We start from the raw sequence: 17,401 nt of genomic DNA, 5'->3' as shown, positions 1-17,401 counted from the left end.
GCTAGCGGCAAATTCACTGGAAACAATAGCCGCTCCATAAAAAAGTGTGGAAATTATCGGACTATGTACAACAAGTTAAGTCCAATTTGATGAAAATTTCTATATAGTTTTCATTTTTATGTTTCTTCTTTTTGCCAGGTTCATTCGAATGGTATTTGCGACAGCACCGGGAAGCACCTTTTTAATTAATGATATCATCAGGCTTTTTATTGTTTTTGGCAGAATTGCCCGCTGCAAGGAAACGATATCTTTCACCAGCATTGTAGCTACGGAAGTTTCAGGAAACGCGGGATAATCGGATTGTACGCCAAAACCAAGATAATCGAGAATCTCCGGATTTCTGTCGGTAACGAAAGCGGGATTGACCAGCAGCCGCTCTCCGTGTCCTGCATGATCAGCAGATACCTCATCGACCTGGAACAATAACGTCAATCGCTTAAATCCTTGCTTATGAAACGGTTCGGCGCGGTGAACTGTGTTAGTGGTACAAATGATGAGGGTACCCTTCGGCGCACGGACCGTCACCATATCTTTTCCATAATTCTTATCAATAAAGCTTTCCTGGAAAAATTGATCTCTGTTTTGCTGCGACCACTGGTGGGAATATGGAATTAATTGAAAGGGATTCATTTCATGCACATCGGACAAGTAAACCATGAACATCAACCCCGGCATATCGTGCTTCCCGTCAAACTGATTTCCTGATTGCAGATTATTATCTGTGTGCCAGGGTAAATGCGATGCAGTGTGTGTCTGATAAATGCGCTGATTACAAAGTTTGTAGGGTTTATCAAAAAAGCTCCGGCATACAGCACGGAGCTTTTCTGATGTAACAATATCATAACATTGCCTGGAAACCGCTAATGTATGTCCGAGATAATTACTGTTGTAAGCTTTTACAAATCCAAGATGATTGTTATTGACAAGACAGTCAAATTCCGGAAGCTCCTGCATTAATTTATTCATCACCTCTGGTTTCAATGCTTCCCGGCACACATAATAACCACTCCCGTTTTTGAGCTCGCCGGCAATTTCCTTTGCATTCACCGATTCGAATTCAGGGGTAAATAATTGTGAATTCATATAGAGATTTGAAGAATAATTTTCGCGCATTCAAGTCTTTTTTCTCAACTACAAAAAGAGCTGTTTTAACTAACAACTAATTTGAAACTTCTAAATTATTTTCATTCACCAATTCGGATTGCATCGACATAGCTGGTCGAACAATTTTAATCAGATTGTGTTCAAATTTATCCATGATTGCTTCGGTGCGCAGGTAGTTTTCGGCAAAGCGCCGCGCATTCAGCTTGAACATTTTCAGATCAGAAGTCAGTGCGGTTTCTATTCCCTCGCAGAGCGCATCGACACACTCGGGTTTGACGACGATCCCGAGCCGGTTTGCTTCGATAATCTCATACAATGAAGTTTCAGGAACCGCGGAAACAATCGGGCATCCGCCAGCTGCCAGTATCGTCGAAAGCTTGGAAGGCATCAGCAGGTCAGAAGCCTGTTGTTTCTGCAAGACGAGATGCACATCGGCCAGCGCCATCAGTTCCGACAGCTTTTCATAAGGCTGCAATGGAAAGAAGAGAACATTGTCGCATTCCTCCTGGCGAGATAATGCAAGCAGCTTTTCCTTGAATGCACCCGATCCGACGATCACGAACTTCACATCAGGCCGGTGCCGGAACCTCTTGGAAGCCTCTATCATGTATTCCAACCCCTGCTTTTCACCAATATTACCAGAGTACAAGATTACCTTATCGTCCAGCCCAAGTTCAAATTCCCTGGCCAGCGACTGCTCTTTGAGCAAAGGGAAAATGCTGTTAGTATCTACCGAATTGAATATCACCGAAATCTTGGCGCCCGATATGCCTTTCTTCTCGATCTTCTTCAACATACCCGGACTGATCGTGGAAACAGCGTCACTGCTTTTCAGGATGAAATTTTCAATGCGGAACATCCATTTCAGCAGACCTTCGCTCCTGATCATACCCAGATCTTTGGCCGCGTCCACCTGCAGATCCTGCACGTGCGTCACGAACTTAGCCCCTCTTAGTTTGGCATACAGGTAAGGCCACATTCCCAGGTGAAAAGGCGGCGACACGTACATCACGATATCGTACTTCTTCTGACATAATGTAAAAAGCCAGATCGGCAGCAAACCGAGCAGGAATGAGAACTCATGCAAAATCCTTTTGGATGTATTGATCTTCTCCGGCACATAGAGCGGCGAGCGGTAAATGCGCACGCCTGCTTTTCGCTCGGTGTGCCATAATTTTCCCCTATAAGCTTCATTTACTTTCCATTCCGGATAATAAGGCATTCCGGTAATCATGCTCACTTCGTGATTGCTGCCCGCCAGCCACTCCGCCATCTGACTCGTGTATTTGCCAATACCGGTCAGCTCGGGATCGTAGTTGATCCCGTATATAAGTATTCTCATGTTATAAATAGTGAATGGTTTACGCGAATCGTCTGGATTGCACTGGCAAGGCATTGTGCTGGATTCCCTCCACCCACCGGAGAAACTCGGACGCATTGGCTTTGCTGATAATCACCGGCTCAGGTGTGGCTATCGTGGTGTCGACCAGCAGCTTCCTTCCGAAATACTGCCGGATACTTTTGACTGTCTTCCGGTGAATGATAAACTGCCGGTTGGCGCGGAAGAACACATTGGGGTTCAGGGCAACGATGATATTATTGAGCGTATCCCGCGTCTCGTATTTGGCGTCTGCCGTGTGAATGGTCACACCGCAGTTGTTGTAATACAGGTACTCAGCCTGTTCAAGGCTCACCGGGATAATCTTGTCCTTGTAGTACGACAGCAGGAAGCTCTTGTAGGTGTTTTGCGGGATATAAAGCCGGCTTTCGGCAGGTGTTTCACTGACTTGCTGAAACGAAAGGAACTCCTTGAACTTGGAAAATTTAGAGAGGCTTTTCCTGACATTTTCCTCGCCGAACGGCTGCAGCAGGTAATCGATTCCATTGTTGGCAAAAGCTTCAATCGCATACTGGTGGCTCTTAGCGCAATAGATTACCGGCGGAGTAATGTCGAGGTCGGCGAAAATCTGGAAGCCAAGGCCGTCTTCAAGCTCTACGTCGCAAATGATAAGGTCCGGCACTTTGTTTTCCGAAAGCCAGTTGCGGGCTTGCCTGACGGTGCCGGCAGTGTCGCACACGCGGAAGTTACCGTCCGACTGCTCGATCATGTGGATGAATACGTCTGTTGATTTTGGTTGTGATGAGATGAGTAGAACGTTGACCATTGTTATGGAGGTGGAAAGTTTGATTGATTCGTGTAATGATGGTAGCTGACGGACTCTCCTTCCGGAAGCTGTCCTGAACTCATTTGTCCAAAACAGCTTCCGGAAAACCGGCGGTAACCTGTGGTTTTAATAATCCTTAGATCGCAGTGCGACGTGTGGAAAACAAGGCACCTTCATTGCCGGAGGCAGCCCATTGTGAAAGGAAAGGTGTATAAAGAACCATTGAGTAAAATCTATATCCTGGCTGTCAGCAAGCTGCTCCCGCTGTTTCCCGGAGCTGTTTGCGAAGGCAAATTCCGCTTCCTGATCAGGCCGCTTTTCCGGATGCCCAGCTGAACACCAAGTGCGTTCCTGAATAGCTTTCCATTGTCGGCACAAACCGACGCTTTTAACAAACTGCTCCCAAACCAGCTGACCTCCTTTTGTACGGAAAGCAAACCTGAAAACTGTTTGACCTGTCCGGAGAATGGCGCTGCATAGCTCCCCTCGTTGTCTGAGTAAGACAGCTTCGAGCTCCACAGAAAACCGCCTGCGCTTCCCTGCAATCCTAAATGCGCTACCCAGACGCGGTTATTGTTGGTAAAAAAGTCAGCGTAAGCCGGCCAGGCATTGTCAGAGCCAGGCGTGATGAAAGGTGTGCCGAGTGCGCGACCGTGGTAAGACCAGCCGTCTCTTACCTGCCCATTGTTGAAGTAATCGTCATTCCCGCGAATGTGGCTGCCAGGCTCCATTTTGTCGCCTCCCTGACTTTTGGTGTAAAGAAATTCTCCTACTATCCTGCGCAGCACGAAACCGCCCCGCTCTTGCCCTTTCAGGCTCAGACTGATTCCATTAAGCCCGTCTTTGATGTTATTGAGGTAAAATAAAGATCCGTCTTCAACGAGGTTCTGCCGGTAGAGGAAAACATGGACTTTCCTCAGGTCGAGCTCTGCCGCCACATCCACGCTGGCCACGTGATTACCCACGCGGTTTCCATTATCAAATGCGGATGCATTGGCCAACCGGCCGTGCGGCTTCAAACCGGTTACCGCATTGAGATAGTTCTTGAAGCCCCGCGGCATCTGGCCATTTTCGGTGTGATAAGGTGATTTGCCGCCCCATTGAACAGCGTGATTAAATCCTCCATGCAGCTTAACGACACTTTTTGGCTGCCCTATCCGCAGGTAGAAGCTCTTGTTGTGCAGTTTAAGGTTAGTAGTTACAGCACGCGTATTTTCAAAAATCCCATCAGAATAAAAACCCTTAAAAGACAGAAATTGTCGTGTAAATGGAACTGCTGTGTAGTTCTGGAAGCCGATCTGGATCTTGGGAATGGGCAGCGCATTGCCAGCCCAGATGTACGATCCAGTCCCAAGCGAATAGTCGCTCAAACCCACGTATTGTTTCCACCGGCCCACAGTCAGTTCCAGGCCTTTGAAGCCAATTCCTGCATAAGCCTGGGGAAGCAGAATCTCCGGGCTCCGGCTTGCGACGGCGACCAGTTCCGCACCTGCTGAAAAAGCCAGCACAGACTTTCCTGAGGGGTTGCGTAAAATCGTTTTCCTGAAATCAAGGCCGGTTCCAAGCAGGGCCGCCGGAGCCTCCGTCGGGACAGTTCTCCATTGGTTGGTGTGTTGCCAGAATGGGGTACGTTTGGATGACGAAGCGAGTATTTCGAAGTCAATGAAGGCATTGCACACATCTGATAACCGCACGGAATCATAGCCGGCAAGAGGCTGAGCAAAACCTGAAAGCCCCGTCAGGGAAAGCAGGAGAAGCAGGAACGTATGCTTTCGCATATCAGGTTTTTTGCTGCTGTAACGGGTTACACTCATCTCTTGAAGACGATTGGAGGGTGAAAGCGACGTGTACTCCGCACCTTGCGCGAGTAACACTTATTTGAGCAGTGGGTTGGGCAGATATTGAAGAAACAGTGTGTTAACGTTGTGCTATATACGCAGTCGTTTTGCAGGGTGCAAAATGCGGCGACGTAACCTAAGCAGAGGAAGGATGATTTTATTCTGAATCATACTGTAATCAAAAATGCCTAACTCTCATTCTAATTCAAATATGGAAACGATAAGATGGACAAAATGGCTTTTGTAACGGGCAAAACCTGCACAAACCCGGGCAGCCGCTTAACCGGATCGCGAACCGGCATCAACGCTACTGAACAACCTTGTCAAGTAAAAGGCAGCTCATCAGCTGATGCACGGCGTTATCTACTGAGAATTGCTGCCTGTAAGTTTCCGCGGCATGCTCCCCCATTGCCTTTTTCTCGGAAGCGGTCATTTCTATAAACTCCGACCAACCGGCCAGCGTGTCCTGGTAAGTATCTGCACGCACCACGCCGCATTCCGCACCTGCGATCTCCCGCCAGATATTGACCTTGTTTGAAATAATGACCGGCTTGCCGCAAGCAAGCGCCTCCACGATCGCAATGCCGAAGTTTTCCTGGTGGCTGGGCAGTACAAAAGCCTGACAGCCGTAAAAAGCCGCCCATTTAAGATCTCCGCTCAGCATTCCGGTAAATGTCACATGGTTTCGAAGCAACAAGCGCGAGGAGACGAAATGGCGGGCGTTTTCACCATAAGGAGTTTCCATCCCGGGGCCGGCTACTACAAGCCGGGGCAAATTCGGGTACCTTTCGAGCAGCCTCAGATATACCTGCAGCAGCAGCTCTACCCCCTTTTTTTCGTGGATTCGACTTAGAAAGAGAAAGTACTCCTGCCCTTTCAGCTCGGGAAATTTCTGGTCGAGTTCTTGTCGCATGGATGCTTTGAATGCTGGCGGTTCTGGAATACCAAAACCAGCATTCAGTTCATTTTTGGGCCTATAAGGTTTGAATGAGGAGCGCGCGAGGGTAAGTTCTTCGAGACAGGTAAACAGTAGTCCGTCGGCTTCGTTGATGAGCTTGCTTTCGATCAGCTTCCAGTACAGCCAGTTGCGCAGCGCCTTCCATGTTCGCCCGGTGGCCACCTGAAAATAAGGGTCGAGCATACCGTGCGGCATAAAGTACAGGCGTGCCGGCTTTCGCACCGGGCTGCTGCGTTCCATGAGTTTTTTCCAGGCTTTATAAGTTGCAAAGCCGGGATACAGCCAGCAGCCGTGCACAATCACGATATCAAACCTTTCGAGGTTATATTCCAGCCAGCCATGCAATAAGCCAGTGTATTGCCAGGGCGTAACGCCGGGCCCAAGTACGTGCACCATAAAAGGATCCTCAGGAAAGCTGATCTGGCTCGCGTCGTCTACACAGACCACCTCACTGGAAATGCCCTGACCAGCCAGTTCAGGGATCAGGTTGCGGATACCCTGACAGGGACCGCCTACGGCCGGCTGCATACTGCCGGTAACATGGAGCATTTTCACGATGTTGGAATGTTTACGATGGTTTTGTAGATCTCTTCAATTTCGTTCAGCTTGCTTTCGGCATCGAACCTTTTCACATTGACAAAGCCGCGCTCGATCACCTGCATTCGCTCCGAATCCGAGAATGCGAGAATGCGGCTTACAATATGGGCGGCAAAATCAGCCCATTCCGCAGTTTTCCCGGCGGTTTGCGGCCGAACCGGAATCAGGAAAGCAGCATCCGCACTTACCACGCGAAGTGTTTCCTCGTCGGTAGTCAGCACTATGCAGCCCGAGCCCATTGCCTCAATAACCGGCCAGCCGAAACCTTCGGAATAGGAAGGAAAAAGCAGCAGGCTTGCACCAGCGTAAGCAAGATGAATGACGCAATCGGGCATTCCTGAGATAAAATGAATGTCTTTTTTGTAAGGCGACTTTTCGTAACAATCCGAGAGCGCCTTATCCGGCTTACTCCCGAAAAGCACCAGCGGCAGCGACTGTTTGCCTGACCTGCGCCAGCTATTGTAAATTTCAATCACACCCGGCCGGTTCTTGTACCATTGATTTCCTCCTACGTGTAGCAGGTATCCGCCCATCATATCAATGCCCGTTCGTACTGTAAGCCGGATACGCGCGTCGAGCTGGCTGTGCGGTTTAAAGATCGGATTGAGCCCGTTGTGGATCATTTTTGAAGTAAGCGGCACTTTTTCAGAGAGAAAAAAATGCAGGTCGCTCCGTGTTTTTTCTGAAATGGAAATAAAATGCCTGCCTTTGTTAAAACCTCTCCGGATAAGCGACTGAAACTGTCGTCCCGACCAGCTTACCGCATTTTCCACGAATTTCCCTTCTGCCGAAAACTGCGCCATAAAGTCGTGACAATGAATCACGTGCGGCTTGTCGGCGACAGCGGGTATCCAGGGCCCGAGCGCGTGATCGGTGAAAACGTACAAGGTATCCTCCTCATTCCTGCGAATGCGCTGTCTCAGCTGCAATGGAAAAACGATGTACTGATCCACATAAGAGAGCCACTTTTTTAATCCAACGGAAACGGGTATTTTGAAGAATAGCGGACTGGCTGTCCAGTAACTTACGTTGTGCCCCCGTTTCTTCATTCCTTCGCCAAGCATGTGGGCGTACCGGTGCATGCTTTTATGTTCAAGAAACGGCGGATGTGTAAATACGATGATCTTCATATTTGCGAGGGCGTTTTTTAATTTTTCCAAGTCTGTCGAACAAAGAATGGTAGGGTGATGAAACAAGCTTTCTGGCAGTAATTCCGTGTTGTTTGTAAAAATGGCGGCTGTGCTCACTGGCATAGAGGAAGTAATCTACTCTGGGAAAAAGCAGGTACCGGAGTGCCGCGCGGCGGATGAAGTGCGTTGTTCCAGGCTTTTTACGACCTGCGCTTTCTGCTATATCGTTACACATGCACACCACGTGGCCCAGGCTTCTGGCCAGCAGCAAGATCATGCACTGCGTCACGCACCGCCAATCCTGAACCACAATCAAAGACTTGGGTATCCTGAACAGCGCTATGATTATACCAGGATTGACAAGTTCCAGAAAACTGCCTCCGAAGAGCAGCTTCCAGGAGTAACCCGGCGTGCAGTACCACATCTTGACACACAATCCCCGTTCTGTTAAGGCAGCGTAAAAGCTGCCAAGATGCGGAGCGGCATGAGAATGAATGAATATAATGTCTTTCATGGGAGAAGGGTTGATTTGGTTTGTTGATGATGGAATACTAGCGAACGGCGGCAGTGCCGGCGGGTACAGGCTTTTTGTGGTTCAGTGCTGCGAGCAGCAGTCCCGCGATCATCACCAGAAAACCGAGCGAAGTGGGCTGCGCCGTGCTCCCCTGCGGCAGCATCAGCAACGTAAATCCCAGGAGCAGCCAGGGCAAAAGGTCTTTCCGCCGCAAAGATTGATAGCTACGGACAGATAAATTCCAGGCAAACCCCAGTCGCAAAAAAATGATCAGCGAACCCAGCATTGGTCCAAACTCCCCGGCCATCCTGCCCCACTCCCCTTCCGCCACCAGGTATTGCACGGAGCCTGTCAGCAGCATGCTGCCCACATTGCTGCCCATTCCTGCGCCGTAACCCCAGAATGGAATTTCCTGCGAACCGGTGAAAGCTACGAGCATTCCCCCGAGATAGCGCTCTACCAATGTTCCTTCCAAACCGCCCTCGGTGGCACTGGCCGTGGTAAACCTTGCCGTAAAGGCTTCGGTACTGTTTTGAAAAACGGACGTCTGGCTCAGAACACCGATCAGCAATGCGACTATAAAAAGAGACGAGAGGATCTTAGCAGCGTTCTTCAAGCTTGTGGCACTGGCGACGATCGCGAAAACCATTACAACGCCCACCTGGAAAAACAATCCTCTGCTGATTGAAACGGGGATCGCAACGATCAGCGCGGCGGTGGAAAGCCAGAGCACGGACTTCCGAATGTACATCGGATTGAGCCAGAAATAAAACACAAAGCAGGCTGCGAAACCGAAGAACAATGTCGTTCCGATCGTGAAAGAGAAAGTCCCCGGAGGGCGGTAGTAGCCCATTGCACCCGAAAATCCCGCACCTACCATATCCCCACCGACTCCCCTGTTGACCCAGGCCGATTGCGGACTGTAAAACTGAATAACCAGCAGTATTGCCATCGGAATGGCAATGGCCAGCGTAACTCTCCCCATTTTGATCACATCCTCACGGGTGAAAATTGCGCCCATAATGAAGATGACGGGGAAATGTAAAAGGAAAACGCGACAGCCGTAAATCGCAACCGCCATACTGCCGTGTCCGGCGAATATAGCAGCGAAAAAGCCTGCGATCCCGATCAGTATAATCCCGTACAGGAACGGATTGAGCGGAAAAACGCCGCTCCGGATACTGGTAAGGATCAATGCAAGGGCAACTGGTTCCCTGATTACCAGGAGCGGTGTTGATAGTGACGGGAAAACCCATTTACGCAATGCTCCTTCGAGAATGATCAGGATGAAATAGATCCATATCAGTCTTTTCTCCAATGCAAATGGCTGAGGTGAGGTTTTTAACATATCTACATTTGTAATTGATAGCTGTTTACCTGATGTTCAATCTGATCGATGACCGCACTCGCGTAATGGTGCCAGGAGTATGTGGCTGCGTGTTCCCGCGCTTTCCGGCCCATTTCGGGTACCGCTTCACGGTGGTCGAGTAACCATTGAAGCCGGCTGGCAATGGAGTCCGGCGAGCGAATCGGAACCAGGAACCCTGTTTCTCCTTCAATCACGAGATCTTCACCTCCCGTATTTGGCGTAATAATGACCGGCATTCCCTGGCTCATTGCTTCCTGCATAACCAGCGCGCGACCCTCGATAATCGACGGAAGACAGAGTACATCGCATTCGGCCATTAATTGTAGTACCTGCGAATGCGGCCGGGGTGCTTCGTAGGTCATCGTGGGAAGCTGTTTTTGGTAAAACGAAAGCTTCTCTTGTAAACTCCCCAGCACTACCAGCTCAATTTCCCTCGTATTCAACAGTTTTATTGCTTCAAACAGATCCCCCAGCCCTTTCCGCTGGCCCATACTCCCTGCAAACAATACCCTGAGCGGGCGACCTGTCGCTGGTGCCCTGTTAAACACGCCACCCGAAGCCGGGGAGCCGAAATGCGACTTGATAACCTGCCGGCTGCCAGATACCGGAACTGATCCGGCCACGAAATCGCTGGGAGTTACTACCAGGTCGGCCAGTTCGAGCTCGCGCGTTTTTCTTTCCAGCTTTTGCTCAGAATCGCTCACTGCGCCGCCGAGGGTACCAGCCCATTCAGGTAATCTTTCAGCTTCTTCCCGTATCAGTTTTCGTGTTGTTTCCCAATAGGCGATCGGCAGGTCATACACGCAGGTAAGGCCCAGTTCTTTGGCACGGAGGAAGGTTTCCAATGCACCGTCTTCATAAGCATAAACCGCGCTAACGCCCTCCCTCTTAGCAGAATGCAGCGTGGAAGCAATCCGTTTATCCAAACTCCTGTAAACTGAGTCGACACTGAAAGGATCATTTTCCTGGCCGGTCAGGCTGTCCCATTTGGCTTTGGAAAACAGCAGCCTGCCAGCTTCCCGCCCCGGCCAGATCCTTGTTTTGGATTTCAATGAGATGTCATAACTGCGCCGCTTCAATTCTCTGAACGGACCAAGCCCGCTGACTTTGTCCCAGAATCCGTCCGGGAAAATGGCGAGTGTCGTGTAAAAACGATGCAGCGCGTCGCGCTGGTGAAGGCCTGACAGCATTGCCCGGACATTCGCATTGCCGGTAGGGTGTGAAATGATCACTTTCATGACCTTGCAGCGGTTTGAAGAACTTCCAGGTACCTGTCGGCCACCACTTCCGGGTGATGGTTCGTGAGATGATTCTTTGCATTCATGTGCATGGAATACTGCCGCAGCGGGTCTTCATAAATGCTGGACATGTGCTCTACGAGGCTGTCGATATTGCCGGATTCAAACACAAGCCCGGCGTCTCCCACTGCGTCGGGCAAGCCTCCACCGCTTGAAACAATGGGGATCAGCCCGCACGCCATTCCTTCCAGTGCGACGTTACCAAACGGTTCATTCCACACGGAGGGTACCAGTAAAAAGCGGTGGTCGTTCAGGCAGCGAACCAGCTCTTTTCCCCGCAAAACACCTGTAAAGAATACCATATCTTGCAGTTGCAGCTCGCGGACAAGCATTTTGAGATCATCCGCTTCCGGCCCGTCACCAATGATGGTGAATGAGGTTTGAAAATCAGCAAAAACCTCTTTTTTCTGATTAATAAATTTTCTTAATGCTTTGATCGCCAGATGCACACCTTTATCTGAAACCAGCCGGCCCATAAAAACAAAGTCAAGCTCCCTGCTTCCCTGATCAGTTTGTATTTGAAACAGTGCGGAACGGTATGGGTTGCCGATCACCACCGCTTTGTCCCAGCACCTGTTTTTGATGGCGGTACTTACCGCGATGACCGCAGATGCATGTTTCAGCCATTCGATTTTCAATCTGTCCTGCCAGGCAGTCCTGCCGTCAACGCGGCTGATCCACGTCCTGATCGCCACCACTCCGGGCCGGTTGATGAACAATCTCGGCCAGGACAGGCGCAGGCAAAGGTTATTTTCAAAAACAATATCAGCCCACAAATGCTCGCGAACCAGCGAGTACTTGCCCGGGTTGCGGATTACCTTGAAAGGGAATGTTTTACTGCCTTTTTCCTTAGTTCTGGTAAGTAGCCGCACCTGGTGGCCCGAGTTGTGGAATGCATCGCACAATACCTCGGAATTCACTTCAATGCCGCCGACTTCGGGATAAAACTGATGGGATAGGATGAGGATTTTCATGGGTACTTATCGGCCTGGGGTCAGTTGATCGATGAAATTCTGAGCGGTTTTCGGGAGCAGTGAATCGGGCGGACAACGCAATTCTGAGTTCAACGCAGTGCGCAGATCTGAAAAGAGCAGTTCTTTCCTGAAACTGAAATGGATATCCTTGGCCCCGCTCCATTTAGGCAGCCAAACCGGCAGCCCATGTTCGAGCATCGCAATGGCGGTGCCGCTTTTTCCCAGCAAATGCGGCTCTGACCTCGATATCCCTACGTCGCAGGTATGCATCAAAAGGCTCAGCGTTTCGAGGGACGCAAACCCGAGGTCTGAAATCGTCAGCTCGAAGTCAGCGAGGCGCGTTGTAAGTTGTTCAATGAAGCGGTTGGTCTGCTCGGAGGAGCCGCTTACGATCGTGATACGCAAAGGTACCGGGTTAGCGGCACAGAAATCCACAAGGTCGTCGATGAGCTTTTTCAGGAATGTGGTTTTGGGCGGTGTCCCGAAATAGAGAATGTGTTTTTCTATACAACCGGTGCTTCTGTCGCCATTTTGATCCTGTAACAAAACCGGCACATTCCCGAACAAGCCCAGCGGAACGGCCGCATAGCTGAGTCCCTTCAAACGCCGGCGATTAAAGGGGATCGTCACATTGATCACTTCGGGCTGCATTTGCCGGATACTTTGCGAAATGGCCGATTTTTGAAGCTTTGCAAGCAGGCGCTGTTTCAGGTTAACGGGCTTGTCGAGCCAGAGTTCGTGAAACATCACGTGCAGCCTTCGCCGCTCCGACAGCTTCCTGATCCGCCAGGGGAGCCTCCACGGAAGCCCCTGAATATCAAACCCGTAAGATACATATTGCAGGCTGATCCAGTCGGGATCCACGGATTCGACAAAATGCGCCGCTGCGGCAAGCCGCTTTTCCCAGGCCAGCGAAGTCGAAAGCCTGAGTACCTCCACCTTCCGCTCGCCGTCCAGCTGGGGCTCTTTCAAGCTTGCAGGGATCAGGTGTTTGTCGTGCAGGCCGATCACCAATGCATTATGTCCCTGGCTGTTAAGCTCAGCCGCGAGGCGACGCGTGTAATCACCGACGCCGTCGCGGCCGGGTTCAACAGAAGAACATATAAAAACAACTTTCATAATTAGCAGATATGATCTGTTACGTATTGTACAACTTCTGAAGACACCCGCTCCCAGGTCCTGTCGGCTACTGCCGCTTTCGCCGCTGCACCTATTTTTTGTATTAAATGCTCGTCTGCGATACAATCCGCGATGAGGCCGGCCAGTGCTTCCGCGTCGCAGGGTTCGAACAGAAAGCCGGTCTTGCCGTTTTCAATGAAATCCTTCTGTCCGCAGCAATTGGTGGTAATGCAACATTTGCCAGCCGCCATCGCCTGTAAAATGCTAAGCGGCTGGCCTTCAAAATTGCTCGGCAGCACAACTATCGAGGCATCGTTGAGAAATTTCGCCTCCATATCCCGCGGGAATGCGGGTACAACCTGCACAAACGGTTTCAGGATCGCAGGCCAGTCAGCCAGTACATCTTCCTCCCGCTTGCCGGTTCCGATCAGCAGGTAATTCAAAAGTATCCCGCGCCCAATCAGTAACCTTGCCGATTCGATCAGTACTTCGTAACCCTTTCTTTTGATCCAGCTTCCATTGAAAAGTACAGTAAACCTTTCGGGCTGGCTGCTCGCTTCGGCCAGGTCGGCGCCGTTTTTAAAGACGTAAATATCTTCTTCGCTGCGCTTAAACTTCTTCTGTGCATACAGCTTATCCTCGTTGTTGATGAGCAGCAGCTTGGTAGCGGCTTTTAACCCGATCTTGCAAGGCCACAGCCGCCAAACGGGGTACAGCAACCTCGTTTTAAAGGATACCTCGCTGTGCATTCCGCTTTTCAGCTCGCGCTCCCAGTTCCTGCTTTCAATGCCGTGACTTTCAATGAAAACGGGCACGGGTTGATTTACAAAGAACAGAGCGGCAGGTTCGTGGACGATGATTGCAGTGGCTTTAATGCCTTGCCGCTGCATGTACCGGTATGCTTTCCAGCTAAATAGCGACTTATGCGACACCTTTCCGATCTCCTTCGGACCGAGGTGAATAAAGTTGTAGCCTGCGTTTTCGAAGGCATTTTTCCAGTAATGCGCTACCCGCCCCATTCCGCCGGTGAGGGTGATATCAACTTCCGAAATGTGCAAAATGGTCTTCCTGCTTTCCATATTTGGTTCTTGCTGAAATTCGTCTCGCCGGCACCCCGGCCCAGATCTCATTGTCCGGAATTGATTTGGTCACCACTGCCCCGGCGGCTACAACGGCCCCGTTGCCGATATGCACGCCTTTTAAAACAATCACATTGCAGCCCAGCCAAACATCTTCCCCGAGCACGATTGCTCCCATCACCGAAGGCTGCGGCCCGATCCGGGTCCCCAGCTCAATGCCGTGGTCGTGGTCTATGAACTTGCAGCCCGAGGCTATATTGCTGAACTTCCCGATCTGAATTCCCCGACTGACATTAAACTCACAATCCTTTCCGATAAATACCTGATCGTGAATTACAATAGCTCTTTCATTCCGCCAAATTCCATCGTATTTGAGTGAAATATTCCGCTCCAATTTGCAGTTATTACCTAGATAAACCTGGTGCGGCCAAGTGACGAAAATCGGAGGCAAAGCAGTATTTACACCCACGTGCATTCCCTGAATCCGGTAAAAAGCTTTACGAAAAATACCGCCCGGATTTCCCAGCCATTTAAAGCGAACCGTAAAGCAGAGCTGCTGAAATAGCTTCCTCATTGAAATAATCTTTTGAAAGAAGAATTGTATGTATAGTCCCCGTTTTGCGGACGCTTCTTGATCACTTTCGCAGGAACACCGGCTACTACATCATGGGGCATTACATTTTTGGTTACCACAGATCCGGCGCCGATAATTGCACCCTTACCAATGTGAACACCCGGCATAATCATCGCCCTTGTGCCGATCCAGACATAATCTTCAATCACCACCGAGCGGGTCCTTCCTTCCAGGCTCATGGTTTCCATATCGTGGTCGGCTGTCAGGATTGTTACGTCACTGGAAACTGAAACATTGTTTCCAATTGAAATGACACCCCGCGGATCTATTCTGCACCTGGCATTAACTACCGAATTAGTACCGATCTGCAACAACCGCGTACAATCAAAAGTACAGCCCATAAACACGTTCGTTCCCTGCTGGATTTCGAAATGCATTACGTTTCTGTAATACCACATGCGCAGTCGGCTACTTGGGACCACAGCAACCCAGTGATTACAAAAATACAGTCTGAGTTCCGCCAGAAATCGCCTCATCTTATTTTATTAGAAATGATCTTTTACAAGCTGCTAATTACCGGCCCCGGACATTTCAGGAACCGGCGAAAACTCCGCTTTTGTCAGCTCAGGACTGCTGTCAAATCTTGATTTGTAACTCAAAAACAACTTTTCAAAAGTGTGATAGCTGACTACACTTACGAGCACTACTACAATGAGAAACAATAGAATGTAGGCTTTGGAAAACAGGTACTTGTTGTACAAAGGCGTATAAATGCCCCGGTACAAGAGCCAGTGATAAATATAAAGTCCGTAGGAATAAGTACCGAAAAAACGGAGGAACCGCCAGGATAGCATCCGGTTCACTACATTGCCTGTTTTATTTGTGTCGTAAACAAATACAATAACGGTGGCAAATAGCAGTGCGAATAAAGTGTAACCTATTTTAATGAAATATGGATTTCGAAAACTCAGGTCCGGAGAGTAAAAGGAAAGGATAATCAACAATACCAAACTTGCTAAGAAAACCGGCAGCGCAATTCTTCCTAACAAAGAGCTGTGTTTACGGATCAGGATCGCGAGCATACCACCTATTCCCAGTGCGTCGACCCTGGATAATGTAAATACGTAACTAAAATCGTTGCTGACATTCAGGTTACGTACAATGATTGCTATAATGATCAATAAGCCACACACCATGAGGACTTTGGATGTACCGAGATAAAAGTTGACGAATGGCCAGAACAAATAGAATTGCTCTTCAATTGCCAGCGACCAGAAATGGTTGAGCAGATCCGTAACTCCCCAGTGATCGAAAGCAAATAGCAGGTTTTGCGTAAATGTCAGGTAATAAATACTGCTTTTTAAATGCCTTATGTCGAGAATAGGATTAAAATTTGAGGCGCCCGGACTGATCAATGCAAGAAATACCAGCAGCAAAGTCAGATAATAAACTGGGAAAATCCTCAATGCTCGTTTTGCAAAAAACGATTTAAGATAGTTTTGGTTTCCTTTCGTATCAACAAGAATTCCGGTAATCAGAAATCCGGAAAGTACAAAAAAAAGATCCACGCCTACCCACCCGATTTCGGAAAAGAGCGTAAATGGGAATGCATCTATTTTGTCAAAGCAATGGAAGGAAAGCACCAGCAGAATTGCTATTCCCCTGATCCCGTCCAGGGAATTAACATGTCCTTTTTTGAATTTTATGTCCATTTGAAAGCGATCAGACTAATATTTCCTGTAAAATCTCCCCAGAAAAGATGCGAGCTGCAATTCGATTCTGGCCATTTTAAGCTGTGGCTCGGAATACAGTTTGATTGCATCATTTACGTTATTCCAATATTCCCGGTCGGCCATTGTTGGCGGAGAACCTTTGAGAAAATGCCGGAAGTACTTTTTCTTCCAGGGCTTTGGCGTTCCTATTGCATGGGACATTAATTTCCCGCCCGACGTAAGATCCATTCCCTCAGGCCCATACTCGCTGATGGCCGCGTCTGTACACATTGCGGCGATATTAAATGCATCCTGATCTTTGGCAAAGAAGGGATTACTTCGGTCCAATTCAAATGTAAAATCGGTCAGGTCCATTTTGTAATCCTGCTGCGATACTTCCACAAACTTTTTAAACAAATGCGCAAAGCCTATATCCGCTTTCTTCACTGCGAAGAAACCCGAGTTGAGGTAAGAACAGATATTGGTTTTCACTTCCAGTCCATTGTTCTTAATTACATTGGTCCATATTTGCCGGATCGGATGTGTTTGCGGCATATCATTGTTGGTAATCTCATGTACAACAGGCACGCCAAGATTCAGCCATTCTTCATAAAAAGACCAGCGGCATTTAATTACAATATCGGGATCAAAATAGAAAATGCCCGAAACATGCTCACCCAGATTACTGCTCAGCTCAATGACAAAGTCCGGCTTGTAATTGCAGAAATGATAATTAACATTCAGGGGAATGAAATGGATGTGCTGCCCTTTTGCTACCGATAGTGTTGTGCAATCCTGCCAATGGAATAGGGTTTCCTTTTTACCTGATTTCGCCCAGATCGGAAGCTCGCCGCGGTATCCTGCATAAAAGTCTCCTTTGAAACCGTGCTTGTAAAGTGAGTTGATCAATGCGGCTAATCCGTAATGATAATGGCCCTCAAAAAGTGTACATACGACTGAATTCATGAGT

The 17,401-nt window shown here is 49.1% G+C and carries 16 protein-coding genes; all 16 read right to left on the bottom strand.

All coding sequences use genetic code 11. The features are described from left to right. Positions 1–99: 99 nt before the first annotated feature. Positions 100–1,083: a phytanoyl-CoA dioxygenase family protein gene (locus Q369_RS0110380; protein WP_031527744.1), complete on the bottom strand. Its 984-nt coding sequence runs from the start codon at positions 1,081–1,083 to the stop codon at positions 100–102. A 76-nt stretch (positions 1,084–1,159) separates the two neighbouring features. Continuing rightward, complete coding sequence (locus tag Q369_RS0110375) at positions 1,160–2,446, bottom strand: WcaI family glycosyltransferase (RefSeq protein WP_031527743.1); 1,287 nt, start codon at positions 2,444–2,446, stop codon at positions 1,160–1,162. A gap of 19 nt (positions 2,447–2,465) precedes the next feature. Then, complete coding sequence (locus Q369_RS0110370; RefSeq protein WP_084165704.1) at positions 2,466–3,269, bottom strand: LytR/AlgR family response regulator transcription factor; 804 nt, start codon at positions 3,267–3,269, stop codon at positions 2,466–2,468. Between the two features lie 233 nt (positions 3,270–3,502). Next, positions 3,503–5,083 (bottom strand): capsule assembly Wzi family protein, encoded by a 1,581-nt coding sequence (locus tag Q369_RS0110365; RefSeq protein ID WP_051664003.1) that lies wholly within the window; start codon positions 5,081–5,083, stop codon positions 3,503–3,505. Between the two features lie 331 nt (positions 5,084–5,414). Continuing rightward, positions 5,415–6,614, bottom strand: coding sequence for a glycosyltransferase (locus tag Q369_RS0110360; RefSeq protein ID WP_229206793.1), 1,200 nt, complete (start codon positions 6,612–6,614; stop codon positions 5,415–5,417). A 2-nt stretch (positions 6,615–6,616) separates the two neighbouring features. Beyond that, positions 6,617–7,792 (bottom strand): glycosyltransferase, encoded by a 1,176-nt coding sequence (locus Q369_RS0110355; protein ID WP_031527739.1) that lies wholly within the window; start codon positions 7,790–7,792, stop codon positions 6,617–6,619. Then, positions 7,755–8,306, bottom strand: a complete 552-nt coding sequence (locus Q369_RS0110350; RefSeq protein ID WP_157488135.1) for a hypothetical protein — start codon at positions 8,304–8,306, stop codon at positions 7,755–7,757. Before Q369_RS0110350 ends, Q369_RS0110355 begins: the two co-directional genes overlap by 38 nt. A 37-nt stretch (positions 8,307–8,343) precedes the next feature. Beyond that, positions 8,344–9,654: a hypothetical protein gene (locus Q369_RS0110345; RefSeq protein WP_051664002.1), complete on the bottom strand. Its 1,311-nt coding sequence runs from the start codon at positions 9,652–9,654 to the stop codon at positions 8,344–8,346. A 2-nt stretch (positions 9,655–9,656) separates the two neighbouring features. Then, the gene (locus tag Q369_RS0110340; RefSeq protein ID WP_035333222.1) at positions 9,657–10,913 is read right to left on the bottom strand and encodes a glycosyltransferase family 4 protein; all 1,257 of its coding nucleotides are present in this window, start codon (positions 10,911–10,913) and stop codon (positions 9,657–9,659) included. Then, entirely contained in the window at positions 10,910–11,947 is a 1,038-nt protein-coding gene (locus tag Q369_RS0110335; RefSeq protein WP_031527735.1) for a glycosyltransferase family 4 protein, read from the bottom strand. The genes Q369_RS0110340 and Q369_RS0110335 overlap by 4 nt, the downstream gene beginning before the upstream one ends. Before the next feature lie 6 nt (positions 11,948–11,953). Further along, entirely contained in the window at positions 11,954–13,066 is a 1,113-nt protein-coding gene (locus tag Q369_RS0110330; RefSeq protein WP_031527734.1) for a glycosyltransferase family protein, read from the bottom strand. A gap of 2 nt (positions 13,067–13,068) precedes the next feature. Beyond that, positions 13,069–14,145, bottom strand: a complete 1,077-nt coding sequence (locus Q369_RS0110325) for a glycosyltransferase family 4 protein (RefSeq protein ID WP_031527733.1) — start codon at positions 14,143–14,145, stop codon at positions 13,069–13,071. Then, on the bottom strand, positions 14,105–14,719 hold the full coding sequence (locus Q369_RS0110320; RefSeq protein ID WP_051664001.1) for an acyltransferase: 615 nt from the start codon (positions 14,717–14,719) through the stop codon (positions 14,105–14,107). The genes Q369_RS0110325 and Q369_RS0110320 overlap by 41 nt, the downstream gene beginning before the upstream one ends. Further along, positions 14,716–15,156 carry an acyltransferase gene (locus tag Q369_RS0110315; protein ID WP_229206792.1) on the bottom strand — a complete coding sequence of 147 codons (441 nt, stop codon included), beginning with the start codon at positions 15,154–15,156 and terminating at the stop codon, positions 14,716–14,718. The genes Q369_RS0110320 and Q369_RS0110315 overlap by 4 nt, the downstream gene beginning before the upstream one ends. Positions 15,157–15,288: 132 nt before the next feature. After that, on the bottom strand, positions 15,289–16,431 hold the full coding sequence (locus Q369_RS0110310; RefSeq protein ID WP_031527730.1) for an acyltransferase family protein: 1,143 nt from the start codon (positions 16,429–16,431) through the stop codon (positions 15,289–15,291). 15 nt (positions 16,432–16,446) lie between these two features. Continuing rightward, positions 16,447–17,397: a hypothetical protein gene (locus Q369_RS0110305; protein WP_031527729.1), complete on the bottom strand. Its 951-nt coding sequence runs from the start codon at positions 17,395–17,397 to the stop codon at positions 16,447–16,449. Positions 17,398–17,401: the final 4 nt, after the last annotated feature.

It is taken from the genome of Dyadobacter crusticola DSM 16708, assembly GCF_000701505.1.
GTDB lineage: Bacteria > Bacteroidota > Bacteroidia > Cytophagales > Spirosomataceae > Dyadobacter > Dyadobacter crusticola.
Note: the sequence above shows the minus strand (reverse complement) of the source record. Positions and strands in the feature narration are given on the sequence as shown.